At 67.4% G+C, this 22,159-nt stretch carries 27 protein-coding genes and 1 pseudogene; 13 read left to right on the top strand and 15 right to left on the bottom strand.

Features of this window, described 5'->3' with window-relative positions; all coding sequences use genetic code 11:
* Positions 1 to 194: pseudogene (locus VFX99_RS02175) on the top strand (hypothetical protein); the annotation flags it as partial.
* 47 nt (positions 195 to 241) lie between these two features.
* Here VFX99_RS02175 and VFX99_RS02170 read toward each other — a convergent pair.
* The 4 genes from VFX99_RS02170 to VFX99_RS02155 all read right to left on the bottom strand — a co-directional run bounded on the left by VFX99_RS02170 (position 242) and on the right by VFX99_RS02155 (position 1,978).
* Positions 242 to 679 (bottom strand): hypothetical protein, encoded by a 438-nt coding sequence (locus VFX99_RS02170; protein WP_329664678.1) that lies wholly within the window; start codon positions 677 to 679, stop codon positions 242 to 244.
* A gap of 222 nt (positions 680 to 901) precedes the next feature.
* Entirely contained in the window at positions 902 to 1,108 is a 207-nt protein-coding gene (locus VFX99_RS02165; protein WP_329664677.1) for a dodecin family protein, read from the bottom strand.
* Positions 1,109 to 1,245: 137 nt separating this feature from the next.
* Entirely contained in the window at positions 1,246 to 1,743 is a 498-nt protein-coding gene (locus VFX99_RS02160) for a nucleoside deaminase (RefSeq protein WP_329664676.1), read from the bottom strand.
* A gap of 64 nt (positions 1,744 to 1,807) precedes the next feature.
* Positions 1,808 to 1,978, bottom strand: a complete 171-nt coding sequence (locus tag VFX99_RS02155) for a hypothetical protein (RefSeq protein ID WP_329664675.1) — start codon at positions 1,976 to 1,978, stop codon at positions 1,808 to 1,810.
* 130 nt (positions 1,979 to 2,108) lie between these two features.
* Here VFX99_RS02155 and VFX99_RS02150 point away from each other — a divergent pair, with 130 nt between their 5' ends.
* Together VFX99_RS02150 and VFX99_RS02145 are read left to right on the top strand one after the other, a co-directional pair.
* Positions 2,109 to 2,504 carry a ChaB family protein gene (locus VFX99_RS02150; protein ID WP_329664679.1) on the top strand — a complete coding sequence of 132 codons (396 nt, stop codon included), beginning with the start codon at positions 2,109 to 2,111 and terminating at the stop codon, positions 2,502 to 2,504.
* Between the two features lie 116 nt (positions 2,505 to 2,620).
* Positions 2,621 to 3,805 (top strand): endonuclease/exonuclease/phosphatase family protein, encoded by a 1,185-nt coding sequence (locus tag VFX99_RS02145; RefSeq protein ID WP_329664674.1) that lies wholly within the window; start codon positions 2,621 to 2,623, stop codon positions 3,803 to 3,805.
* Between the two features lie 140 nt (positions 3,806 to 3,945).
* Here the strand turns inward: VFX99_RS02145 and VFX99_RS02140 are convergent, their stop codons facing one another.
* The 3 genes from VFX99_RS02140 to VFX99_RS02130 all read right to left on the bottom strand — a co-directional run bounded on the left by VFX99_RS02140 (position 3,946) and on the right by VFX99_RS02130 (position 6,023).
* Entirely contained in the window at positions 3,946 to 4,434 is a 489-nt protein-coding gene (locus VFX99_RS02140; protein ID WP_329664673.1) for a GNAT family N-acetyltransferase, read from the bottom strand.
* 67 nt (positions 4,435 to 4,501) lie between these two features.
* Positions 4,502 to 5,620, bottom strand: a complete 1,119-nt coding sequence (locus VFX99_RS02135; RefSeq protein ID WP_329664672.1) for an FAD-dependent monooxygenase — start codon at positions 5,618 to 5,620, stop codon at positions 4,502 to 4,504.
* 133 nt (positions 5,621 to 5,753) lie between these two features.
* Positions 5,754 to 6,023, bottom strand: coding sequence for a hypothetical protein (locus VFX99_RS02130; protein WP_329664671.1), 270 nt, complete (start codon positions 6,021 to 6,023; stop codon positions 5,754 to 5,756).
* A 149-nt stretch (positions 6,024 to 6,172) separates the two neighbouring features.
* Between VFX99_RS02130 and VFX99_RS02125 the strand changes: the two genes are divergently transcribed.
* Together VFX99_RS02125 and VFX99_RS02120 are read left to right on the top strand one after the other, a co-directional pair.
* Positions 6,173 to 6,526: a PadR family transcriptional regulator gene (locus VFX99_RS02125; protein WP_329664670.1), complete on the top strand. Its 354-nt coding sequence runs from the start codon at positions 6,173 to 6,175 to the stop codon at positions 6,524 to 6,526.
* The gene (locus VFX99_RS02120) at positions 6,523 to 7,383 is read left to right on the top strand and encodes a hypothetical protein (RefSeq protein WP_329664669.1); all 861 of its coding nucleotides are present in this window, start codon (positions 6,523 to 6,525) and stop codon (positions 7,381 to 7,383) included. Before VFX99_RS02125 ends, VFX99_RS02120 begins: the two co-directional genes overlap by 4 nt.
* A 311-nt stretch (positions 7,384 to 7,694) precedes the next feature.
* On the opposite strand, the gene VFX99_RS02115 is transcribed toward VFX99_RS02120, so the two are convergent.
* Positions 7,695 to 7,922 carry an RNA-binding S4 domain-containing protein gene (locus VFX99_RS02115; protein ID WP_329664668.1) on the bottom strand — a complete coding sequence of 76 codons (228 nt, stop codon included), beginning with the start codon at positions 7,920 to 7,922 and terminating at the stop codon, positions 7,695 to 7,697.
* A 146-nt stretch (positions 7,923 to 8,068) separates the two neighbouring features.
* Between VFX99_RS02115 and VFX99_RS02110 the strand changes: the two genes are divergently transcribed.
* A complete protein-coding gene (locus tag VFX99_RS02110) occupies positions 8,069 to 9,202 on the top strand; it encodes a glycosyltransferase (RefSeq protein ID WP_329664667.1) in 1,134 nt (377 codons plus the stop codon).
* A gap of 122 nt (positions 9,203 to 9,324) precedes the next feature.
* Here VFX99_RS02110 and VFX99_RS02105 read toward each other — a convergent pair whose 3' ends face one another.
* Positions 9,325 to 10,191: an alpha/beta hydrolase gene (locus VFX99_RS02105; RefSeq protein WP_329664666.1), complete on the bottom strand. Its 867-nt coding sequence runs from the start codon at positions 10,189 to 10,191 to the stop codon at positions 9,325 to 9,327.
* Positions 10,192 to 10,308: 117 nt separating this feature from the next.
* A complete protein-coding gene (locus VFX99_RS02100) occupies positions 10,309 to 11,232 on the bottom strand; it encodes an AraC family transcriptional regulator (protein WP_329664665.1) in 924 nt (307 codons plus the stop codon).
* 6 nt (positions 11,233 to 11,238) lie between these two features.
* On the opposite strand from VFX99_RS02100, the gene VFX99_RS02095 reads away from it, so the two are divergent.
* Entirely contained in the window at positions 11,239 to 11,625 is a 387-nt protein-coding gene (locus tag VFX99_RS02095) for a VOC family protein (RefSeq protein ID WP_329664664.1), read from the top strand.
* An 89-nt stretch (positions 11,626 to 11,714) separates the two neighbouring features.
* On the opposite strand, the gene VFX99_RS02090 is transcribed toward VFX99_RS02095, so the two are convergent.
* Positions 11,715 to 12,059, bottom strand: coding sequence for a cytoplasmic protein (locus VFX99_RS02090; protein ID WP_329664663.1), 345 nt, complete (start codon positions 12,057 to 12,059; stop codon positions 11,715 to 11,717).
* A 116-nt stretch (positions 12,060 to 12,175) separates the two neighbouring features.
* On the opposite strand from VFX99_RS02090, the gene VFX99_RS02085 reads away from it, so the two are divergent.
* Positions 12,176 to 12,565 carry a DUF1801 domain-containing protein gene (locus VFX99_RS02085; protein WP_329664662.1) on the top strand — a complete coding sequence of 130 codons (390 nt, stop codon included), beginning with the start codon at positions 12,176 to 12,178 and terminating at the stop codon, positions 12,563 to 12,565.
* 67 nt (positions 12,566 to 12,632) lie between these two features.
* On the opposite strand, the gene VFX99_RS02080 is transcribed toward VFX99_RS02085, so the two are convergent.
* On the bottom strand, positions 12,633 to 13,202 hold the full coding sequence (locus tag VFX99_RS02080) for a dihydrofolate reductase family protein (RefSeq protein WP_329664661.1): 570 nt from the start codon (positions 13,200 to 13,202) through the stop codon (positions 12,633 to 12,635).
* 201 nt (positions 13,203 to 13,403) lie between these two features.
* Here VFX99_RS02080 and VFX99_RS02075 point away from each other — a divergent pair, with 201 nt between their 5' ends.
* The 3 genes from VFX99_RS02075 (at position 13,404) to VFX99_RS02065 (ending at position 16,428) form a co-directional block, all read left to right on the top strand.
* Positions 13,404 to 14,672 (top strand): NAD(P)/FAD-dependent oxidoreductase, encoded by a 1,269-nt coding sequence (locus VFX99_RS02075; protein WP_329664660.1) that lies wholly within the window; start codon positions 13,404 to 13,406, stop codon positions 14,670 to 14,672.
* Between the two features lie 338 nt (positions 14,673 to 15,010).
* Positions 15,011 to 15,499 carry a calcium-binding protein gene (locus VFX99_RS02070; protein WP_329664659.1) on the top strand — a complete coding sequence of 163 codons (489 nt, stop codon included), beginning with the start codon at positions 15,011 to 15,013 and terminating at the stop codon, positions 15,497 to 15,499.
* 86 nt (positions 15,500 to 15,585) lie between these two features.
* The gene (locus VFX99_RS02065) at positions 15,586 to 16,428 is read left to right on the top strand and encodes a GNAT family N-acetyltransferase (protein WP_329664658.1); all 843 of its coding nucleotides are present in this window, start codon (positions 15,586 to 15,588) and stop codon (positions 16,426 to 16,428) included.
* A 103-nt stretch (positions 16,429 to 16,531) separates the two neighbouring features.
* Here the strand turns inward: VFX99_RS02065 and VFX99_RS02060 are convergent, their stop codons facing one another.
* Positions 16,532 to 17,101, bottom strand: a complete 570-nt coding sequence (locus tag VFX99_RS02060; RefSeq protein ID WP_329664657.1) for a dihydrofolate reductase family protein — start codon at positions 17,099 to 17,101, stop codon at positions 16,532 to 16,534.
* Positions 17,102 to 17,224: 123 nt separating this feature from the next.
* Between VFX99_RS02060 and VFX99_RS02055 the strand changes: the two genes are divergently transcribed.
* Positions 17,225 to 17,851 carry a TetR/AcrR family transcriptional regulator gene (locus tag VFX99_RS02055; protein ID WP_329664656.1) on the top strand — a complete coding sequence of 209 codons (627 nt, stop codon included), beginning with the start codon at positions 17,225 to 17,227 and terminating at the stop codon, positions 17,849 to 17,851.
* Positions 17,852 to 17,877: 26 nt separating this feature from the next.
* Here VFX99_RS02055 and VFX99_RS02050 read toward each other — a convergent pair whose 3' ends face one another.
* Positions 17,878 to 18,105 carry a hypothetical protein gene (locus VFX99_RS02050; RefSeq protein WP_329664655.1) on the bottom strand — a complete coding sequence of 76 codons (228 nt, stop codon included), beginning with the start codon at positions 18,103 to 18,105 and terminating at the stop codon, positions 17,878 to 17,880.
* A gap of 25 nt (positions 18,106 to 18,130) precedes the next feature.
* Positions 18,131 to 21,160 (bottom strand): alpha-mannosidase, encoded by a 3,030-nt coding sequence (locus VFX99_RS02045; protein ID WP_329664654.1) that lies wholly within the window; start codon positions 21,158 to 21,160, stop codon positions 18,131 to 18,133.
* A 152-nt stretch (positions 21,161 to 21,312) separates the two neighbouring features.
* On the opposite strand from VFX99_RS02045, the gene VFX99_RS02040 reads away from it, so the two are divergent.
* On the top strand, positions 21,313 to 22,159 hold an 847-nt coding region (locus VFX99_RS02040; protein ID WP_329664653.1), incomplete at its 3' end, for an NAD(P)/FAD-dependent oxidoreductase.

The raw sequence follows: 22,159 nt of genomic DNA, 5'->3' as shown, positions 1-22,159 counted from the left end.
TCTTCGTCGGCGAGTCCCGGGCACCGCGGTTCGTGGAGGCAGGTGCCTTCCCGTGGACGGCGTCACGGCGCGCCACCCTGGCCGAGACCCGGCAGATCGGTGACGTGGTGCTGATGCGGTACGCGCTGTCGGCGCGGTTCCTGGCTGATGCGCCGGAAGCTCCGTCCGTCAGAGAACTCTCCGCACGGTCCTGAGGGCCGGCACTGGACGGTGGGTGGCGCGAGGCACTTTTCGTCCCGGGTCAGGCGGTGCCGCGAACTGCCGTTCCGTCCGAACGACGCATCAACTGCGATGACCGCACACGAACCACGACGACGGTCGTGGTCGCCAGCACCACGATGCCGATCGATTCGACGATCACCGTCTCGCGCACGAGCATGAAGTCCCACGTCTGACTGATGCCGAACAGACCGACCGTGAGAGCCAACAGCAGCGCACCGAGGGTTGCGATCAGGAACAGCAGACTCAGGACGGTCGTCAGTTTGAGCAACCTGCCCTGTAGGAACAGCATTCCGAGCGCGAGCACCAGGCCGGCGACGGCGTTGAGGACGAAGGCCACACCCAGGATGCCGCCGACGCCGTTGAAGACGAGGTACAGATGTATCCCGCCGGTGGCGAGAAGGAAGACGGCGCTGAGGATGCGCAGAACCCACAGAACGCGCCGGTTGTTTTCGGCCATTCAGTCACCCGATTCCGAATCGGTGGCCCTCCCTGCGGGGCCATCTATCAGTACAAACGAGTCAGCGGCCGGACAGGTTCAAATCCTCACCGTCAGTGCGAGCACAGCTGTCAGGCGCGCACGGCAACGGGCACGCCGGTATCGCCCGGTCGTGTCCGAGGGCAGTTCCCACTCGCCCTCGAGAGTTGTCCGTTGCGCGTCCCGGTTTGACCGGGGATCGGCCTACTCCGGCGCGTACTTGAACGAGAGCTGGAGCCGGGCCCTGAACAACAGCGACCCGTCGTCGCCGACCACGACGTCCTGCTTCGTCACCTCCGCAACGCGCAGGTCGTGAAGCGACCCCGCGGCAGTGGTGATGGCTTCGCGGGCCGCCTCCTCCCACGATGAGGCACTGGTGCCGATGACGTCGATGACTCGGTAAACGCTCATGGTGACCCCACATTGCTCGATGCGATGAACCCATATTGCTCGCGCACGCGCTCGCAGGGAAGGGCTCCGTGGCGTCGGTGACGAAGCCCGTCAGCGCTCGCCGCAGCCGCGCCGCGGTGAAGGAGCGGGCGATTCCTTTATCCGCCCGCTCGCGCAAGCGCCCGCCGGTGCACCTCACGCATCTGGGCGTCGAACGGCGCCACCGGCGCGATCACGACGACATCCGGCGCGACATCCGTGAGCGGCAGCGCCTTCACCGGGCCGGGCGGCAAGCCCCACGACGCCCGCCACCCCGCGAGCTGCTCGGCTGACGCGGCAGCGACGACCCGGCCGAGGCCGGCCCACCCGTGGGCCGCCGCGCACATCGGGCAGTGCTCCCCCGACGTGTAGACCGTCGATGATGCGCGCTGCTGCGGGGTGAGGTGCGCGATCGCCCACTTCGCCAATGCCAATTCAGGATGCGCGGTCGGATCGTGATCGGTTCGCTCGCGGTTGAGCGCCTCAGCAAGCGTTGTTCCGTCGGCGTCCACGAGGACGGATCCGAAGGGATCGTCGCCGTTCTCGAGCGCCTGCGTCGCGAGGTCGACGCATCGCCGCAGGTGACCCTCGTCCATGCGGGAGATCTGGGCACTCATCCCGGCAGCCCCTCGATTCGCTCATGCTCCGGCCCGGTGTGGCGCACCTGGGCTGGGTTCGACGCTAACTCTTGGCGGGCCGAAGTGCCCTGCTGGTGAAGTAACCCACGACGCCGTCGACGTCCTCGACGCCGAAGACCCACCTGCCGGAAGGAGTGGCCCGGACGTCGATCACTGTGCCCCGTGCGTGAGGCGTCAAGACGTCGTCTCCAGGCTCGAAAGCGGTATCGGTCATACGTCAGAGCGTACGAGCGTCAGGCTCGGGGACGCTTCCGTCCTGCGGGGGATAATCCGCAATTCCGTCGGACACGCGACCGGTCACGGGCGTAGCCTCAGGGTCGATGAGCCGATCGGAAGGAGCGCTCATGCCCGCCCGCGAAGAACTTCCTGCGACCATCAAGCGGTCGCCGCAGCATGCGCAGGACATCTGGTCGGCGACACACGACTCCGCAGTAGAGACCTACGGCGAGGGCGAGAGAGCCCACCGGACCGCGTTCTCCGCGCTCAAGCACCAGTACGAGAAGGTCGGAGACCACTGGGAGGAGAAGGAGGAGCGAGGGCCTTCCGACGAGGGAGCAGTGAGCCGCGACGGTGAAACGGCCGGCGGCGTCAACGCAAACGCGACGAAGAAGCATCTGCTCGATGTCGCGAAGCGTCTCGACGTGCGTGGGCGCACGAGGATGACGAAGGATGAACTCGTGGAAGCGATCCAGAAGGCGAACGGGCGAGAGAGTCGGAAGAGTCTCGACGCCGAGCGGTGACCGCCGCCGCATGAAGCACGTTCGAACTCCGTCAAGACATCGGATTCGTCCTCGACATCGCCTTGCGTGCGCTCGGTTGTCACACTGGTTCATGAACACGGCTCGAGGAGGCAGCGATGGTGCAGCAGACGATCCGGATCGCGACGTACAACGTGGAGAATCTGTTCTCCCGGCCGCGTGCCATGAATCAACCCGAGCCGGTCGCGGCGGCGGTTTTGCGCGCCCACGCTCTGATAAACGAGCTGTTCGAGCTGGAGGTGTACACGCCGGCGGTGAAAGCCGAGATGCTCGTCCTGCTCAAAGAGCTCAACCTCCTCCGCGACGACGGCGATGTGACGCGCAGATCGACGTTCGCGATCCTGCGGCGCATCCGGGGGCGGCTGCTGCGGCGCCCGCAGAACGATCCGGATGGGTCGCTGGTGACTGTTGTCGCGAGCGGACGCGCCGCGTGGACCGGATGGGTGGACCTGATCAAGGACCGCATCGAGGAGAAGGCGATCAGCAACACAGCCCGGGTGATCCGCGAGGTCGCGGCGGACATCGTCGGAATCGTCGAAGCCGAGGACCGCCTCACCCTGGCCCGGTTCACCGACTCCCTGCTTCTCGACCCGGTCGCCGGAGAACCGCTCTACCCGCACGTCATGGTGATCGACGGCAACGATCCCCGCGGCATCGATGTCGGCGTTCTCTCGACCGGGCCCTACCCGCTCGGCATGATGCGGTCCCACATCGATGACGGCTCATTCGGTGACCGGATCTTCAGCCGTGACTGTCCCGAGTACTGGTTCGTTTTTCCCGCGGGATCCGCCCTGTCCGGACAGCAGCTCGTCGTGCTCGTCAATCACTTCAAGAGCAAGTTCGGCGGCAACAACCCCGCGAGCATCGCCCGCCGGAAACGGCAATCGAAGCAGGTCGCCGACATCTACGCGACTCTCCGCACCGCCGGCATCGACCATATCGCCGTCCTGGGTGACCTCAACGACACACCCAACAGCGAAGCCCTCCAACCGTTGCTGGCAGACACCGACCTGACCGACATCGCGGCGGTGCAACCGTTCGACGACGGCGACCCCGACGAGGACCGGCCCGGCACGTTCGGCAACGGCACCAAATCCAGCAAGATCGACTACCTCCTCCTCTCCCCCACCCTCTTCGCGCGCGCGACGGGGGCGGGTATCTTCCGCAAAGGCGTGTGGGGCGGCGTCAACGGCGATCTGTTCCCCCACTTCGACACCATTGAAGCCGACCACGAGGCCGGGTCGGATCACGCCGCGCTCTACGTCGACATCAGCCTCGACTAGTCACGCCGTCGGGGAATCCGGTCCCACAGGGGCTGCGTGCGCCAGGGCATACCGAGCACGCCATTCACCACTCGCTGGAACACTTCCTCACCGATCGCCCGGACGCTGATGGGCGGCGCACATCGCGAGGAGGCGGCCTCTCAGAGCGCACGGGTGAAGGTGACTCGGTGCTGGCCAGGTCCGTCGTAGTCGAGATATGCGAGTACGCCGTCGACTTCGGTGTCACCGGCCTGGGCGAACCCGAGCGCCCGGTGGAACGATTGCGAGCGTCGGTTGATCGGACCGGTTATGGCGTCGACCCTGGTGCATCCTCGTCCTCGCATCATCGCGAAGAACCGCCCGTACAGGTCTCGGGCAAGTCCTTGTCGTTGCTGCTCGGGAGCCACCCCGACGAAGTGGATGTATGCGGTCTCCGGCCGGGATGCTGAACGGAATCCGATCAGGAACGCAACCAGCCGTCCGCCTTCGTCCTCCACGAGGACGGACGTGTTGGCGAAATGCTGGAAGAACAGTCGCGGCAGCAAGCCGATCGGCGCCGCTTCCGGCGGCATCTCCCACCAGACGGGAATGGCTTCGACGACACGAATATGGTCGGATTCTTCCGGCTGACGGTAGTGAAGAGCAGTCACAGCGGCGACCCTACTCGCCAACGCCGATCAGCAGCCGATGAGACAGGATGCGCACCTTTCTCCGGCCCTAAACCGGCGCGGCGAGGGTGGCCATCGTCTCTGCGATGAGCCGGCCCGCGGCGGGGTTGGGCGGCCCAGGTTCCTGCTCCCAGCGAGAAAGCTGCAGGGATGTCTCCACGACGAGGCGCGCACGTGCGAATCGGCGCGCGGCGAGTGCGGTCGCGAGTTCGTCGAAGGGCAGACCAGAGCCCGCGAGTTCGCCCAGCACCACGGCGTCTTCGAGCGCCAGACCAGCGCCGTACGCGATATGTGGGGTGGTGGTATGAGCCGCGTCTCCCACGAGAAGCACGCGGCCTGCGTGCCAGGGCGGCGGGACGATGAGCCAGTTCAGAGCCCGGAAGTCCACCTGTGACGCGTCGTTCAGCTGCTGCGCGACGGCAGGAGCGTGCCCGCCGAACCGGCTCATCCGTTCCTGGAACAGCTCCAGCAGCTGATCCCGCGGCGGCCGATCCGGCCCTATGGTGCTGTCGAGCATCCACAAGTACAACCGGCCGTCGGGCAGAGGAACGAGCCCCAGGCGGATCGGTCCACCGATCATCATCGTGTACCGTTCAAGCCCGGTCGGGGTGGAGGCTGCTGCTCGCCAAATGACCTGACCGGAGAAGCTCAGTTCGGGGGCATCGCGCAGCATCCGGGACCGCATCTTGGAATTCGCACCGTCTGCGGCCACGACGTAGTCGAAGCGCTCCGTGCGTCCATCCGTCATCATCACGGTGACGTCGTCGTCCGCTGCCGAGACGTCGGCGACGGTCACGCCGAGGTGCACGGCAACCCCGGCGCGGGCAACCGCCGCCGCCATCACCTCGTGCAGCGACTCGCGGGCCATGCCGAGGAACGGCGGGTCGTCGGCGTCATTGACGTTCACCTGAGGCAGTTCGACGAACCGCCTGCCGTCCGCGCCGCACATGTCGATCACACGGTGGGGCCGACCCACCCTCAGCAGGTCGTCGAAGATGCCCAACTGCTTCGTAGCTCGCAGCGGCGCGCTCTGCAACGCGATGCCGATACCTCCGGGCCGCCAGTCGTGCGAAGACTCCACGATCTCGCTCTGCACTCCGGCTTGCGCCAAGGCGATCGCGCTCGCCATGCCGGCCGGCCCGCCGCCGACGATCAACACCCTCGTCATCCGCGCAGGCTAGCGGATTCTACGTGGGTGAGGCAGAAGTTCGTCGCACGCGGAACCAACATGGCCTCGCCCGCGAGCTATGCCGGTCGCTGCCTCGGCGCCGGCAGTGGTCTCGCAGCGCGAATCGGCAGACCTACCAGAGAGTGCCGCCGCCGACCGAGATGCCACCCCAGGTGAGCGCGATGAAGATCGCAGCGAACACAACGGGCGCGATGCCCTTGCCGCTGCGGGCGAGCCCCTTCAGGAGCGCGATCACGACGAGGACTGCAGCCACGATGGAGAGGCCGCCGCCGAGGATCAAGCCGATGAACAGCGGGATGGGCATGAGCACGAGGCCGGCCAGTGCGACCCAGAACGCGGCCCAGGCAGTCGGATTGGAACGGCGTTCGACGGAGGAAGACATGGGTCGATTATCGCGGGTCCCGAGCCCGGAGCGCGTCTGACGCGATACTCCGCGGCCGCGCCGCAGGAAAACGAACCGCCAACGCGCTTCGCGACTACACCGGATATCTTCCCATTGACAATAGGAAGATATCTGCCCATACTTCGAGTATGCGACGCCGCGCGGGTCAGCTGCTCCCCCTCGAAACAGACATCCTCGATACCGCACTGCGCCTTGGACGCGCCGGCGACAAGGGCTTCCATGGCTTCGCGATTGCGAAAGTCCTCGCGGGAAACAGATCGACCCTGACGGCGCACGGCACCCTCTACAAGGCACTCGGCAGGCTGGAGAAGGCCGGGCTGCTCGTGAGCGAGTGGGAGGATGCGGCCGCCGCAGAGAAGGCGGGCCGCCCGCGGCGACGCCTGTACACCGTGACGGGAGCAGGTCAGCTCGCGCTCGCGTCCCACAGGGCTGAGGCGACAACAGGGGCACCGATCGGGCGCGCCGCGTGGGAGGCGTCGTGAACCCCCGCACGGTCTCCGACCGCACAGTCCGAGAAGGCCGAGCCGCCGCGGTCGCGGCGGCCGTCGCGCTGCGCTGGGTGGATTGGTACTCCGGACTCGTGAGCACGGAGGCGGCCGAGCGTCGACGTGCTGAGATCGAGTCCGATCTCTGGGAGCAGCGCTCCGACGCGCGAGAGAACGGCGGGCGGTCATCCTTCGTCGCCGGGGCCATCGCGCTACGGGTCGTCGGTGGAGTGCCCGACGACCTGCTCTGGGTACGAACACAACGCCTGGCGATGCGGGGTCAGCGGGCCGATGGAAAGGCATCCGCCATGAACTCTCGCGAAGACTCTCCTGCACGCTGGTGGTGGGTCGCCGGCGCCGCTGTACTCGCCGCTCTTTACCTCGGTTTCGGGCTCGACAACCTTTACGGCGACTACGGACCATTACCGGCATCGGCGGCACTGTGCTTCGCATGCCTCGCGATCCTCCTTGCCGGTATCGCCTGCCGGGTCAAGGCACCTCGTGCATCAGGCGCGCTCATCAGCGCGGGGGCCCTTCCCCTGCTCATGGCATATTGGGCCCCTCCGCTGATGATCGCCGGGCTGGCCGTGGCCGTCGGCGCCATGATCGAGGTCGCCCGGCGCAGTGCGGTCGGCCCAGCGGCGCGCGCGGGCGCCGTCCTTGGCAGCGTCCTGCTCAGCTTCGGCGCGATCGTTCCCATCCTCGGACTCGGCTTCACGCCGGTCATTACCCCGCTGGTCGCGATCGCGCTCGGTACCGCGGCCGTTACCGCGGGCATTGTCCTTCTGCTCCTCACTCGCGCACCGGCGGTGCTGCCGACCGGACATCAGGAGCGGCCCACACTCGCCGCGTGAAATCCGCGCGGTCGGCACAGCGCCTCGCCCCTTCGATTCGGCACGGCCGCGGCTCTGTCCGCGACTCCGCCCGTGCCGGCACCGGTCCGGGATGCCGCTCGGCACGGCATCCCGGACCCGCACCCTCCAGCTGACCGACACCCCCCAGGGCACAACGTCCACTCTCAGCAGCCTGCGCTCGTCGCCGGAGCCATCCTCGACGTCGATCGTGTGGGGACGGCGCCGATACCGTCCAAGAGTGAAACCCGCTTCCTGTACACCTGCGGAATCCACTCGATCGATCGTTTGCTGTTATGCCCGCAACAAAGCTTTCACGGGCACACGCGGACCTGGTGCCCCTCGAAGCCGACGAGGTCGCCGAGCTGCAGCTGCCGTCCGCGGCGGCGATCGACCTCGCCGTTCACGGTAACAGCGCCGTCGACGATCGCCTCTTTCACGCTTCCACCGGAGTCGAGGAGTCCCGCGAACTTCAGCAACTGGCCGAGCCGGATGGTCTCGCCGCCGATCGAAACGTCCTCGATCGGAGCTGGCTTCGTCATGCCGAAATGCTAACCGACCAGGTACCGCCCGCAGGCAGACTCGATGCGGGTGCGCCGGCCCGATCGGTCGGCGGCCTCTCGGGCTCGCCGGTGCGGCTCACTGTGTGTCGTGGCGCCGGAGAGCTCGCGCTCGCTACAGTCCTCGCATGAGGGTGTTGTTCCTGAGTGCGAACTTGGGAGGAAACGTGCCCCCGACGATGGCGGTCGCCCTCGAACTCTGCCGTCGCGGCGTACACGTGGATGTCGCCGGGATCCTTGTCGGCACAGGTCCAGCTGCGACGTCGGGTGAGGACACGATCGACGTTGCCGGCACCGCGACGGAGGTCGATGCCTCGTGGGGTCAACACCGAGACGAGACGGGCGCCCCTCAGCCACTCGGTCCGACGCTCATGCGGATCTTCCTCAGCCGTCGTCTCGCCACGGAGGCCGAGATGCTCATCCGGGATCGCCGACCTGATGTCGTCGTGGTCGACTGCATGGCGCTCGCGCTGATCAAAGGTGCGAACCGCAGCGGGCTGCCCGTCGTGGTGCTCCTGCACACCTTCGGCGAATACTGGCGTCGCACGTTTCTGCGGGGTCCGATCGCGGCGATGGTCGGCGCGCTCGGATTCTCTCCCCGCCGCCTATGGGATGCCGCGACGCTTCGACTGCTGCTCACCGATCCTGTACTGGACCCGGCGAGGCAGAACCCCGAGCTCGCCGACTACGTATGGACAGGGACGACGGAGGTCAGCGGCCCCGAAACTGCGCGCGGTTCTACCACGAACGCGCCACGCGTGGTCGTCTCGTTCTCGACCACTTCCCTACCGGGCATGCGCCGCGCCTACCGCAACGCCATCGAAGCGCTACGAGATCTTCCCGTCGAGGGGATCGTGACCACCGGCGGGTTCGACCTCGGGCACCCACCGCCAGCGGCGCCGAATGTGCAGATCCACGGCTACGTGCCGCACAGCGAGGTGCTGCCCGGAGCCGCGCTCATGATCGGCCACGGCGGACACTCCACGACGATGAAAGCCCTCTCTTACGGGATTCCGCTGCTCGTCATGCCACTCAATCCCACAGCCGACCAGGGGCTCATCGGAGACGTGGTGGAAAGCTCCGGTCTGGGGCGGCGGATCTCGGCCCGCAGCGATCCCACGACGATCCGGGACGAGATCTCGGCGCTGCTGCAGAACCCCGCGGTTCGGGCGCGCGCACAGGGCACGGCGGCACGGCTGCGCTCAGCTCCACCCGGCGCGCAAGTCGCAGCAGATCGAATTCTCGGGGCCGCTCGGCGCTGAGCGTCGAACGGCGAAAGCGCCGCTCAGCGGTTCGAACTGAGGAAGCCGGGTGCTCACGATGCCGAATCGGCCGGCGTTGCGTTGCCACCTTCAGCGTCGAGGTGCCCCCCGGCAGCGCGTGGTCAGGGCTGATTCAGTACTTCGCGGAGTTTGGCGGCGAACGCTTCGGGCTGGCCGGCGTAGCCGAACTCGCCACCCATGAAGCCGCCGTGGTGGCTCGGGAAGATCGTCGCCTGCTGGCCGAGCTGTTCGGCCAATGCGATAGCGGTCCGACCGGTGTAGACCTTCACCGACTCCTCCCCGACGGCGACCACGATCCGGGTCGGCGCAACCTTCAGTGCCTCCAGATCCGGGCGGTAGTGGGTCACCGCCCAGGAGCGGTCAGACAGCAGCGGGTCACCCCGCCTGCCGTCGTCCTCGCCGGGCATCCCGAACGCGGCCGGGTCCGGCGCCGGCTGGGCGAGGTATTCATCCGTGACCTCGCCCTCCCACGAGGTCATCGCGATGAACGCGGCCATTCCGGCGCCCCAGCCCTTGTCTTCGTAAACCTGGGTGTACGCCGCCCGGGCGCGCTGGACGGCCTCCGCGTCCGGCAACACACAGTCAATGGGCGGCTCGTGTGCGACGAGGGTCGACACGTCGTCCGGGTACGCCGTGACCAACGCAAGCGCGGTCACCGCCCCGCCGCTGCTGGCGAGCATCTCCACCGGGCCGGCGCCGAGCGCCTCGATGATCGCGTGGATGTCCTCGGCCTGGGTCTCCGGCTCGTTCGTGACCCCGCCGTCCTTGCGCTTGCTCCTGCCCAGCCCGCGCGGGTCGTAAGTCACGACCGTGCGGTCCTCGAACAGTTGCACCTGAGCCTGGAACCCGCTCGCGTCCATCGGCTGGCCGATCATGACGAGCGGCGGCCGGCCATCGGCAGTCGGCAGTGGCCCGTGGACGTCGTAGACCAGGTCGACATCAGACAGCTCGAGGGTGTGTTGCGTCACTGACGGCCTCCTCCGTGGCGGACGAATTCCCCGATGTTACGACGTGCGGCCGCACTGTGCAGGGAATCCTGACGAGGATCCTCGCAGTCGTCGCCATCTCAACGGCAACCAGGTACCTCACGACGCGCCTCCTCCGAGCTGTAACGGCAGCACGACCCGGAGCCGGTAGGTGCCATCGGCCTCAGCGCTGGGTGCGCCGTTCCACGCTTCCATCGCGGGGAGCTCCGCAGGCAGATAGCCGCTGCGTGGCAGCCAGGTGCGGTACAGCCAGTCGATGGCGCGCAGCTCGAGCTCGACGTCGCCGTGGATCGCGACCTCCGCTACCCGCATCTCCGGCAGGATCGTTTCGCTCACGCCGCCGTCGATGCGAAGCCGTGCGGGAACGACCACCGCGACGTCGTACCGGCAGTCCTCGAGAGCCACGACCTCCGGGTCGTCCCACTGGATGCCGAGCCATTCTGCGTCGACGACACCGTGATTTCGCGCCCACTCGGTCATCCGCTCGGTCTGAGTCGTGACGGCATCCGTCGAGTACGGCCGGAGCGCTCGGAGGTAGGCGATGCGACGCTGCGGGATGTCGCGCAGCGCGGCACTGAACCGGTCGGGGTTCGAGCCGGTCGGGAGTCGGTCGATGCGTCCGCCGGTCAGGGCTGCACGGTGCTCGGCCCGGTGCCCGGCGAGGTCGAACCGGCGCGGCGGCACACCGTACCGGGCGGAGAAGGCGGTGGAGAAGGCGGAGCTGGATGCGAAGCCGCATCGCATCGCGATCGTGGTCAGGCTCAGCCGCTCCGGCGACGAGAGAAGAACGACGGCGCGTTCGAGCCGAGCTCGCTTGACGAAGTCGGCGAGCGTCTCGCCCATGATCGAGCGGAAGATGCGATGGAAGTGGAACGGCGAGAATCGCGCGACCCGCGCCAGGTCCTCGAGCTGCAATCGCGAGTCGAGATGCGTGAGGACATGATCCACGACGGCGTTGACGCGTACGACGTAGTCGACTCTCGCAAGATCCGAGAAGTCCGGCGCGGCGGCTGTTTCTACCATCGCGATATGACTAGCACAGATCTCCCGCTCGGCAACTTCTCGGTCAGCCTCTCCGTCGCAGATCCGGCGGCGTCCCGCAGGTTCTACGAAGCACTCGGGTTCGCTCCCTTCCCCGGATCCGAGGCCGAGAACATGGTCATCCTGCGCAACGGCTCGGCGACGATCGGCCTGTTTCACGGGATGTTCGAGGGCAACCTGCTCACCTTCAATCCGGGATGGGACTCAGACGCGCATGCGCTCGACGAGTTCGTCGACGTGCGTGACATCCAGCGGCGTCTGCGCGCGGCCGGGATTCCGCTCACACTGGAGGCCGACGAGTCGGGCACCGGCCCGGCTTCCTTGATCGTCACGGACCCGGACGGCAACGCCATCCTCCTCGACCAGCACGTGTGACCCCACCCGAATTGCCCACATCGCCCGGCTGGGGATGCCTCAGCGTGTTCGACACCCGTCGAAATGGGAAGTCGAGTGCGTGGGCTGCGTCAGGTGCTCGGTCCGAGGTCGCGGCCATCGGCGACGCCCGCGGCATCCCCTTTCAATTCGACGAAGATCGTGTGTGTCGCGGTCCGACCGATGTTCTCGCCGGCATGCCGCTGAGCCGGTACCCACATCGCCTGGTGGGCGGCGATGTCCACGTCGCGTTCACCGGCACCTGTGCGTAGACGCCGCTGGAAGTCGGTGAGTGTCACCATCACGCTGTTCGGATGGACATGCGGCGTCGTCGTGTCACCAGGATCGTCGATGTACTCCAAGACGCGCACGAACTCGTTCTCGAACATGGTGCGGTAGTGAGCCGGGTTCGTCGTGACAGGATCTTCCTCGACCATGGTCGCGAGCGTACTCCGCGAACCGCCCGGAATGGATCCCTCTCCGAAGAACCCGACGATCACTACGCACCAGATCTGTCGTTGATTTCGTCGAGACTTTTCGCGAGTATTCGCGCATGACCGACAAGTCCGATTCCGAGCAGATCGACGAGATCATCGCGCAGCAGAGTGGTTGGAAGCGGGACGTACTGATCACGCTTCGAGCCGCCATCAGAGCGGCCGACCCGGCGACCGTCGAGGTGGTCAAGTACAAGAAGCCCTCCAAGCCGGAGGGAGTTCCGTTCTGGACGCACGATGGCGACGTCTGCTTCGTCGATGTGCTCAAGAGCGCAGTGAGGCTGACCTTCGCCAAGGGCGCCCGAATGGAGAGCAACGATCGTTTCAACAGCCGGCTGGACAGCAAGGTCGTCCGCGCGATCGACTACTCCGATCGAAGCCACGTGGACGAAGCGGCGGTCAGGGCCCTCGTGGCGGAAGCAGTTGAGCTGAACGTCGGCGCCAAGTGACGGCATCGCATTCGCCGGCACCCGCGCAGGATGGGCTTGCAGACGCGAGTGGCGCGTTCGATCGCGGCTAAGACGATCCTCGCGTGGGCCGGTACCGCATGGCGACCGCGCCCGAGCGGAACTCGCGGCGATCCACGAGCTCGAGCTGGATGCGTTCGCGCAGACCGGCGAGCAACGTCGGCCCATGCCCGGCGAGGACTGGCTGCACGACGAACTCGTACTCGTCGATCAGACCCAAATCCGCCAACTCCAGTGGGAGCGTCACGCCGCCGACCCAGAGGCCTTGGCCTGGTTCCTGCTTGAGCTTTCGAACCGCTTCCCCCACATCGCCTCGCACCAGCTCGGCATTCCAATCGACGCCGCTCAAGGTGTTCGATACGACGTACTTCTTCGCCTGGTCGATGGTCTCGGCGAATGGGATCTCCCACTCATCCATCCAGTCGGGCCACGTGCCCGTGGCCGGCTGCCGCCACGCGGACTCCATCATCACGTACGTCACACGGCCGAACAGCAGGGCATCAGCTCGTTGCATCTCAGCGGTCCAGTAACGCATCGACTCCTCGTCCGGAGGGAGCCCCGCCTCGTGGTGGCAGCAGCCGTCGAGCGTGACGTTGATCGAGTACCGAAGTGGTCTCATCGGGATCCTCCCTGAATTGGCGCAGCGCGTTTCACCGGATCGTACTCAGAGTGGCTGCGTGGAGCGGGTTGGCCCTTGAGTCCGCGCAACGGATTCACCCCCGGGGGCATCGGTCGTGACGTGGTGGCCGCCTGCTGAGCGAGCCGCAAGTGTGCGCGAGGGCACGGACCCGCCTCCGCGCACGACGCTTATCGTGAGAGCGTGGACACGCATGACACGATCGTCATCGGCGCGGGCCTCGCAGGCCTGCGAGGCGCTGCCCGCCTGGCCCAGGCAGGTCGTGACGTCGTCGTACTTGAGTCCGAAGACGTCGTCGGCGGACGCCAGCGTACCGACTCGGTCGACGGCTTCCTCTTGGATCGGGGATTTCAGATCCTCAACCCCGCTTATCCGGCGGTGAAACGCTGGGTGGATGTGACGGACCTGCGGTTGCAGCGCTTTCCGGTCGGCGTCCGTGTCAGAAGGGAAAGCGACTCCGTAGAGCTCACCCATCCGATGAGGCATCCCACCGGCATTCCCGCCACGCTGCACAGCGGATTGGTGTCACCGAAGGACCTTGCTGCGCTCGTGCGGTGGCTGGCCCCAGCGCTGCTGCGTCCTCGCTCGGTGATCACCGGCAAGGATCGAACTTTGCGTGCGGAATGGGAGCGCATCGGTCTGCGCGGCCCACTTCGCACTCAGGTTCTCGAGCCCTTTCTCGCCGGCGTTCTTGGCGAAGACGACGGCACCTCGTCGGACGCATTCACGCGACTCCTCATGCGGATGTTCGCCCTCGGCTCGCCGGGCCTTCCGGCAAACGGGATCGGAGCCCTGCCTGCGCAGCTGGCACGCGTCGCCGCCGTCGCGGGTGCCGACATCCGCCTCGAGGCTCCGGTCCGCAGACTTCGTTCCGGCTCGACCGGCGTCGAGGTCGACGTCGAGGGAGCGAACACACTCCGCGCTCGATCGGTGATCGTCGCAGTCGGGCCCGGCGCCGTCAGCGACCTGCTCGAGATCCCCGCGCCGGCAACGAACGGCCTGCAGACGTGGTGGTTCGCCTCCGACGTCGCACCCACGCCATCCGCTCTCCTCGCCGTCGACGGACGGCGTCGCGGACCGGTGATCAACACTGTTGTGATCTCGAACGGTGCTCCGTCGTATGCGCCTCGGGGCCGTCATCTTGTGGCGGCGACATGCTTGCTGCCGAAGCCCGGTCGAGCGGATGCCGGTGACCCGCCGCGCGAGGACGAGGTACGCCGCACCCTCGCCGAGATCTGGGACGCCGACTGCGCGGGATGGGAGCTGCTGCGCCGCGACGACATCGCCGAGGCGCTGCCAGTCCAGCCGGCACCGCTGCGTACCACCAGTCCCCCGCGCGTCGGCGACGGTCTCTATGTCGCTGGCGACCATCGCGACACCGCGTCGATCCAAGGGGCGCTGGTGTCGGGCGAACGCGCGGCGCATGCGGTGCTGACTGATCGGCGTGGCTGACCCACCGACGCGCCCCCGGGCGGCCGCACGCTTTCACCGCACGATCTCCGCTGTTACCGTGGGCAAGCAAACGATCGGCGGGGGGACTCGTGAGAACAGTGATCGTGTGGGCGCTTGTCGGGGCGGCTGTGTTCGCCGGAGACTACGCGGCGGCGGCGCCCCAGGATCAACCGCCAGTCCGGCAAGTCGTCCCGTCGCAAGTCGCTCCGGGAGCCACCGTCACGCTGAGGGTAGCCACGAATTGCCGAGACGGCGCCACGATCGGCTTCACGATCGACGGACCCGAGTTCGATGGTGCCACTACCGGCTTCTGCACGATCAACGTCTACACGGGTCGAATGAGCGCTCCGACAACGCCGGGGACCTACATGGCGAGGACTGAAGTCATGTCGATGCCGTTGAAGGCGGTCCTCACCGTCACACCAGCGTCCGGCGGCAGCGTCTGCGACCAGGCGATCGCCGAAGCAGGCACGGGAAGCGGCGCATTCGGGCAGCACGAGTTGGTCTTCGCTCCGAACCGGGGCGGCTCCGGGAGTCAGGTGATCGTCGGCACCGCGGGGAATGATCAGCTGGACGGCGGTTCGGGCTCCGACGTGCTCTGCGGCGGCGGCGGAGACGACGAGTTGACGGGCGGCTCGGGTGACGACGCCGTCTACGGCGAGGACGGGGCCGATCGACTCGTCGGGGGCGCGGGCGATGATTCCCTCGATGGCGGCGACGGAACGGACGCCCTGTGGGGCGGCTCGGGTGATGACATCCTGATGCACGGCGAGGCAGTCGAGGAAGGTTCGGGCGATGACCTCACCGTCGACGCATCGAATCCCTGAGCCCGTCGAGTGCAATCACTGACCCACCGGCTGCGGCGGCTCGACGGCTCTCGCATCGCTGACCTCGGGGCCGGTAGCGTCTGGCCATGGCATTCGAGATCGGCACGGCGAGCGCTGCGGAGGTGATGCTCATGGCGAAGTGGGCGGCCGCCGAGAACTGGAACCCCGGACTCACTGACGCCCAGGCCTTCGTCGTGGCAGATCCGCGCGGCTTTCTCATCGGACGCATGAACGGGGAGCCGGTCACCAGCATCTCGGTCGTTCAGTACGGCAAAGCTTTCGGATTCCTCGGGATGTACATTGCACGGCCCGACGCACGCGGCCGGGGACTCGGATACCGGACCTGGCAGGCGGGCATGGCGCGGCTGTCGGGGCGAACGGTCGCACTCGACGGCGTGGTCGCCCAGCAGGACAACTACCGCCGATCGGGCTTTCACCTGGCGTGGACGAACGTGCGCTTCGAAGGGGCTGCACCCGATGTCGAGGCACCCCCGGGGGTACGGATCGTCGATGCGCGCGACATCCCCTTCGATCAGCTGGCAGACTACGACCGCCGGTTCTTCGGCGCGCCGCGCGATGCGTTCCTCGCTGCGTGGATCAGCCTGGCCGCCCGCAGCGCGAGTGTCGCCGTCCGCAATGGCGACATCGTCGGATTCGCGGTGCTGCGCGACGCGCACGCGGCCTCACGGGTCGGCCCGTTGTTCGCCGCCGACGGCTCGATCGCGATCGCTCTCGTCAGCTCCCTCGCGCGCGAACGAGCTGCCGCAACGATCGCCGTCGACGTCCCTGGGGTCAACCAGCCCGCCCTTGCCTGGGCGGAGGCTGCCGGGTGGACGCCGTCGTTCGAGACCGCGCGCATGTACATCGGAAAGGCGCCTGAGATCGACCGGAGCGGACTGTTCGGGATAACGAGTCTCGAGCTCGGGTGAGAGGTGCGACCGGTTGAACATGCGGACCTTGCTCGCGTCGCATCTGGTTCCCAGATGACGAGGGCGAACCCTCTCCCGAATGACGCCTTTCGGCGCCTTCAAGTCAGCTCGGGTCCGCGTGACCCCTCGTCTGGCCGATGACGCGGTATCGGAGATGGGCCTCGCCGGCGAAAGCCACCGTATCGAGCCGTTCCAGCCGGATTCGCTCTTGGAGCCCGGTGAAAAGGGAGATGCCCTCTCCGAGGATGATCGGCACGACGTGCAACTGGATCTCATCCACCAGTCCGAGCTCGAGGCACTGTCTGGAGATGGTGCCTCCGAGCAGACTCACCCATTTGTCTCCGGCCGCTCTCTTGGCGGACTCAACGGCCTGCCCGATGTCGTCGACGACGAACGTATACGTGACGCCGTCTTTCTCGATCGGCTCGTGCGCAGTATGGGTCATCAGGTACACCGGCACCCCGAGCGTGCCCCCGTAGGGGACCTCCCCGTCCTCTATCGTCTGCGCCCTGTTGGCTCCTCCGACGACTGCGCCGAGGTCGTGCACGACCCTCCCGACGAGATCTTCGTCCTCAGGAGCCACCGGGAATCCGTCCATCCAGTCGACGCGCCCGTCGGTATCAGCCATGAATCCGTCCACGCTGACCGTTGCGTGGATGACCACCTTCGACATTGTTCCTCCTCGGCATGCCATGCTCCGATTCTTAGAGGTGAGTCAGTCGACTCGTCTCTCCGCCAGGCTACCGACAAGGCGTGTGGTGAGTCAAGCGACTCACCATTGCGTCATACTGGTGACATGCCCCGCGAGCTCTCTGCCTACCATCGCCACATCGCTGCCACGAATCGGTCGGCGATCCTCGAAGCGGCGACGGATCTGTTCCTCGAACTCGGGTACGACCGGACTTCGTTGGCCCGAGTCGCGGACCGCGCCGGCGTTTCGAAGGCGACGCTGTTCAAACAGTTCCCCACGAAGGCAGAGCTCTTCGAGGCAACGGTGCTCGCTGCGGGCGACACCTCGGACTCGGAGCCGCTGGAACCGCCCCCCGGAGACTTCCACGCCGGCCTGATGAGCCTTGGAGCAGCGTATGCCGAGCTGTTGTCGCGGCCCCGGATCGCAGACCTGATTCGGGCCGTGATCGCCGAGTCCGCGAGATTTCCAGAGTTGCGCGAGCGCACCTTCGACTTCGGCACTCTGCCCGTTCTCAGGGCACTCAGGCGGTACCTCCAGACGGCGAACACCCAAGGAATCGCGACCGTGGACGACCTGGACGTCGCGGCCGCGCAGTTCCTCGGCATGATCGCCACGGTCGTGTTCTGGCCCCGCCTCGTGCACGGCGACTGGTCGCTCACGGCTGCGGAGACGCTGCACACCGTCGATGAGGCCGCTCGGACCATCGTCGCCCGTTACGCATCCGACCGATAGGCCGATCGGCGCATGAGACGTGCGCGTCAGCGCTGATCCGTTGGGTGGCGTCGGTGCCACATCACGCATACGGCGGAGTAGACGGCGACGGCCGCAAGCAGGATCGTCATGATCAGCTGCCCGACACCGGGATCGACCGTGACGTAAAGCAGAAGAGACGCGGCTGCGAGCACGATTCCGACAACCAGGAGAAGCCACGACTGCCGTTCGGTTCTGATGATGTAGAAGCGCGCGCGCCCCTCGGGAACAGCCATGCGCTGAGCGTACGCGGAACCGTCTCTACTCGCGGCCAGGCCGATCGAGGATCACCCGCCACGTTCGCACCCCGAACGCTCCGAGGTCGAACGCCAGAGAGCCGTCCCACACAACCGGCTCCTCGAGCGCGTCCTCGAGCAGCGACACCTCCTGTATCGACGCGACCGGCTCTGAGATGCGCAGCTCGCCGGTGGTGCGGCATCCGAGGTATTCGTGGGCGCGGATGATCAGGTCGCCTGACCGGTCGGCCGCGAGCTTGACGCTCGACACCGCGATCCCCGAGCCGGCGACCACCACCAGCGGATCCACCGAAGCGGCGGCTCCCCGAACCGAGCCCCCCTGCGCATTCGCGCGAGCTCCGTACCGCGTCGCCTCATCCAGGCCGACTCCGATCACGAGTCCGAACCGGTGGGAGTGCGTGCCCTGATCGGTCTCGGGGTCGGGATACTGCGGTGCGCGCAGCAGCGACGGTCGAAGATCGATCCCCCAATTGTTCTCGCTGCGGATGCGCAGCGCATCGAACCCGTAGGACGAGTCGTTGGTCACCGCGACCCCGAATTCGCCCTCGGCGACGTGGACGAATCGGTGCATCGAGGTCTCGAAGCGGGCGTCATCCCAGCTCGTGTTGGCGTGCGTGGGGCGCGTGACGTAGCCGAACTGCGTCTCGGCGGACGTGTGCTCGGCACGAACGTTCAGCGGGAACGACAGCTTCAGCACCTTCTCGGTCTCGTGCCACTCGGTGCTCTGCTCGATCACGAGCTCGCGAGTCCCCCACGCCAGGCTGAGGTGCTGCACAACCGACGACGTCTCCGAGATCGCACGCTCGACGGTGATCTCGCCGCGCTCGCCTCGGGCGGTGACCGAGCTGCTGGTCGCGTCCGTCACGTCGCGACGGGTGTTGCGATAGAACGGGTCGACGTCCCAGGCATCCCACTGATTCGGGAAGTCCTGGTGGATGTGCAGGACGTTGGCGGCGCGGCCGGGGAAGATCGCCTCTCGCCCGGTCGCGAGGTCGACGGCGGACGGAATGAGTCCGTCGGCGGTCACCTCGACCTCGACGAGGTCGTTGCGGAGGATCCATCCGCGACCGGTCTCGCGGATCTCGACCGTGCCGACGCCCGCAGCCTCGAGTAGCGCGGCTCCGCCCGAAGCCACCCCCTGCACGTCGAACGCCGACCCGTTGAACGTCAACTCGGCATCGCCGGCTCCCGCCAGATCGCCCTGCGCCCGCTCGATCAGCACGCGAGCCTCCCGTTCGAGCCGACCGTAGGTCTCGCGGGCCTCGCGATGCACCCACGCGATCGAGGTGCCCGGCAGGATGTCGTGGAACTGGTGCAGCAGCACTGTCTGCCACAGCGCGTCGATCTCGTCATACGGGTACGGCGTGCCCAGCCGAACGGTCGAAGTGGCGCTCCACAGCTCGGCTTCGACGAGCAGCTGCTCGACACGCCGGTTGCCCTGCTTCATCGCGTGCTGCGACGTCAGCGTGCCGCGGTGGAGTTCGAGGTACAGCTCGCCGTCCCAGGTCGGCAGGCGATCGTGGATGCCGGCGAGCGCAGCGAAGTAGTCGTCCGGGCGCTCCCACGCGACGCGCGGACTGCCCTCGAGATCCGCCGTCCGCGCTGCCCGGGCGAGCATCTCGCGAGTGGCGCCCCCTCCCCCGTCGCCGAATCCGGTCGGCGCGATCGACCCCGCCACCACCCTGTTCTCGCGGAATGTGCGCGATGCGCGGGCGAGCTCCTCCGCGGTGAGCTCGGCCGCATACGTGTCCATCGGCGGAAAATGCGTCAGGATGCCGCTCCCGTCGATCCCGTGCCACACGAACGTGTGGTGCGGGAACAGGTTGGTCTGATTCCACGACAGCTTCTGCGTGAAGAACCATTCGAAGCCGGCTCGCCGGATCAGCTGGGGCAGGGCGGGCGAGTAGCCGAACGTGTCAGGCAGCCAGACGCCCTCGGCGCGCAGCCCGAACTCGTCCTCGAAGAACCGCTGCCCGTAGAGGAATTGCCGCACCAGCGACTCTCCCGACGGCATCACCGTGTCGCTCTCGACCCACATGCCGCCCAGCGGCACGAACCGGCCCGATGCGACGGCCCCCTTCAGCCGCTGCCATAGGTCGGGGTGCGAATCCCGGATCCACGCGTACTGCTGCGCGCTCGACATCCCGTAGACGAAGTCGTCGCCCTGGTCGAGGAGATCGAGCATCGAAGCGACCGTTCGCGCCACCTTGCGGACGGTCTCGCGGATCGGCCACAGCCAGGCCGAGTCGATGTGGGCGTGGCCGATCGCCGAGATGCGGTGCGCCGAGTGCTCGGCAGGCGCGGCGAGGACCGCGCGCAGTGGCCCGCGAGCGGCCGCCGCGGTGCCGGCGACATCCTGCAGGTCCACCGCATCGATCGCGTCGTCGAGCGCCTGCAGGATGCGCGCGCGCCTCGGCCCCTCGGGCAGCTCGCGCTGCAGCCCGAGGAGCACGTCGAGGTCCATCGCGAGGTCGAACACGTCCTGATTGAAGACGGCGAGATCTGCGCGGCGAAGCCGGTAGAGATCCCGATCCGACGCGGTACGGATGTCGCCCTGGAACGTCTTCTCGAAGCGCAGATCCTGAAGCAGGACGGGATTGGATGCCGCCTCGACGAAGAACTCGACGCCACCGTCCTCGTCGGCGAGATCGGAGACGCGGACCCACTGGTTGCGCGGGTTGAGCGACTTGATCGCGCGGCCGTCGGCGGTGTACGCGAGCCCCTCGCACTGGAATCCGGGCAGGGCGGCAGTGAAGCCGAGGTCGATGAGGGCCTCCACGGGCCGTTCAGCCCACTCGGGCGGTACGCGCCCCTCGAACCGGAACCACGTCGTACCCCACGCACGACCCCACTCGGCACCGGTCTCGAACGGGCTGTGATCGGCAGCGATGGCCACGGCCGGAGCGACCGGCTCGCCCGGCAGCTCATGCCACGACACGCGCAGCGCGACGGCAGGGCCGTGCACCGCCGGCACGATGCGCTCCGCGAGCGCACGCTCCGCCCGGCCGATCGTGATGTCGTCCCTGAGGTGCATAGCAAGCTCCTTGCGTGGGCGGGCTGCCGGCGCTCGACGAGCGGGAGGTGCCCTTCATCCTGCTCTGCTCGGACGCCGGGCGGCACCCGTCATCGAAGCCGATCCGCGGCGACGCAAACCCTCGCGAGACTTCTGGGCCTCCGCGGCACAAGATGGACTCAACAGGAAAGAGCAACGTGGTCGATGTCGACGTGCTGATCGTGGGGGCCGGACTGTCCGGAATCGGACTGGCCCACGAGCTGCAGACGCGCGCGCCGTCCGTCACGTTCGAGCTGCTCGAGGCGCGCGGCGCGACCGGCGGCACGTGGGATCTGTTCCGGTACCCCGGCATCCGGTCGGACTCCGACCTCTATACCTTCGGGTTCCGGTTCCGCCCCTGGCGCTCGAAGAAGTCGATCGCGGACGGCGCCAGCATCCTGGACTATCTGCGAGCGACGCTGGCCGATTCCGGCAACGACCGGCACGTGCGCCTGCACCACCGGGTGCTGTCGGCGGACTGGTCGAGCCGGCTCGCTCGGTGGACTGTCGAGATCGAGCGCACCGACACCGGCGAGCGCCTGACGCGCACGGCGCGCTGGCTGTTCTCGGCCGCAGGCTACTACCGGTACGACGGTGGCTACACTCCCGAGCTGCCGGGCTTGGAGGACTTCGCCGGCGCGGTCGTGCACCCGCAGGACTGGCCGACCGCTCTGGATCTCGACGGGCGCAAGGTCGTGATCATCGGCAGCGGCGCGACCGCCGTCACCCTGGTGCCGGCGCTGGCCGATCAAGGAGCGCGGGTGACGATGCTGCAGCGCACGCCGAGCTATGTGCTGCCGCTCCCGTCGGAGGATGCCGCCGCGCTGCGGCTGCGGCGCGTGTTCGGCGATCGCGTCGGCCATGCTCTCGCGCGCGGCAAGAACATCGCTATGCAGCGAGTGCTGTGGCTGTTCGCACGCAGGATGCCTCAGGTGACACGGGCCTTCATCCGGTCGGTCATCGCGCGCAAGCTTCCCGCGG

This window comes from Microbacterium sp. (assembly GCF_036277215.1).
Taxonomy (GTDB): domain Bacteria; phylum Actinomycetota; class Actinomycetes; order Actinomycetales; family Microbacteriaceae; genus Microbacterium.
This window is presented reverse-complemented; position numbering and strand designations above follow the sequence as displayed.

Bases quoted from the DNA above. Each gene is read 5' to 3' on its own strand.
- VFX99_RS02170 (WP_329664678.1), bottom strand. From the start codon at position 679: ATGGCCGAAAACAACCGGCGCGTTCTGTGGGTTCTGCGCATCCTCAGC.
- VFX99_RS02165 (WP_329664677.1), bottom strand. From the start codon at position 1,108: ATGAGCGTTTACCGAGTCATCGACGTCATCGGCACCAGTGCCTCATCG.
- VFX99_RS02160 (WP_329664676.1), bottom strand. From the start codon at position 1,743: ATGAGTGCCCAGATCTCCCGCATGGACGAGGGTCACCTGCGGCGATGC.
- VFX99_RS02155 (WP_329664675.1), bottom strand. From the start codon at position 1,978: ATGACCGATACCGCTTTCGAGCCTGGAGACGACGTCTTGACGCCTCAC.
- VFX99_RS02150 (WP_329664679.1), top strand. From the start codon at position 2,109: ATGCCCGCCCGCGAAGAACTTCCTGCGACCATCAAGCGGTCGCCGCAG.
- VFX99_RS02145 (WP_329664674.1), top strand. From the start codon at position 2,621: ATGGTGCAGCAGACGATCCGGATCGCGACGTACAACGTGGAGAATCTG.
- VFX99_RS02135 (WP_329664672.1), bottom strand. From the start codon at position 5,620: ATGACGAGGGTGTTGATCGTCGGCGGCGGGCCGGCCGGCATGGCGAGC.
- VFX99_RS02130 (WP_329664671.1), bottom strand. From the start codon at position 6,023: ATGTCTTCCTCCGTCGAACGCCGTTCCAATCCGACTGCCTGGGCCGCG.
- VFX99_RS02125 (WP_329664670.1), top strand. From the start codon at position 6,173: ATGCGACGCCGCGCGGGTCAGCTGCTCCCCCTCGAAACAGACATCCTC.
- VFX99_RS02115 (WP_329664668.1), bottom strand. From the start codon at position 7,922: ATGACGAAGCCAGCTCCGATCGAGGACGTTTCGATCGGCGGCGAGACC.
- VFX99_RS02110 (WP_329664667.1), top strand. From the start codon at position 8,069: ATGAGGGTGTTGTTCCTGAGTGCGAACTTGGGAGGAAACGTGCCCCCG.
- VFX99_RS02100 (WP_329664665.1), bottom strand. From the start codon at position 11,232: ATGGTAGAAACAGCCGCCGCGCCGGACTTCTCGGATCTTGCGAGAGTC.
- VFX99_RS02095 (WP_329664664.1), top strand. From the start codon at position 11,239: ATGACTAGCACAGATCTCCCGCTCGGCAACTTCTCGGTCAGCCTCTCC.
- VFX99_RS02090 (WP_329664663.1), bottom strand. From the start codon at position 12,059: ATGGTCGAGGAAGATCCTGTCACGACGAACCCGGCTCACTACCGCACC.
- VFX99_RS02085 (WP_329664662.1), top strand. From the start codon at position 12,176: ATGACCGACAAGTCCGATTCCGAGCAGATCGACGAGATCATCGCGCAG.
- VFX99_RS02080 (WP_329664661.1), bottom strand. From the start codon at position 13,202: ATGAGACCACTTCGGTACTCGATCAACGTCACGCTCGACGGCTGCTGC.
- VFX99_RS02070 (WP_329664659.1), top strand. From the start codon at position 15,011: ATGAGCGCTCCGACAACGCCGGGGACCTACATGGCGAGGACTGAAGTC.
- VFX99_RS02065 (WP_329664658.1), top strand. From the start codon at position 15,586: ATGGCATTCGAGATCGGCACGGCGAGCGCTGCGGAGGTGATGCTCATG.
- VFX99_RS02060 (WP_329664657.1), bottom strand. From the start codon at position 17,101: ATGTCGAAGGTGGTCATCCACGCAACGGTCAGCGTGGACGGATTCATG.
- VFX99_RS02055 (WP_329664656.1), top strand. From the start codon at position 17,225: ATGCCCCGCGAGCTCTCTGCCTACCATCGCCACATCGCTGCCACGAAT.
- VFX99_RS02050 (WP_329664655.1), bottom strand. From the start codon at position 18,105: ATGGCTGTTCCCGAGGGGCGCGCGCGCTTCTACATCATCAGAACCGAA.
- VFX99_RS02045 (WP_329664654.1), bottom strand. From the start codon at position 21,160: ATGCACCTCAGGGACGACATCACGATCGGCCGGGCGGAGCGTGCGCTC.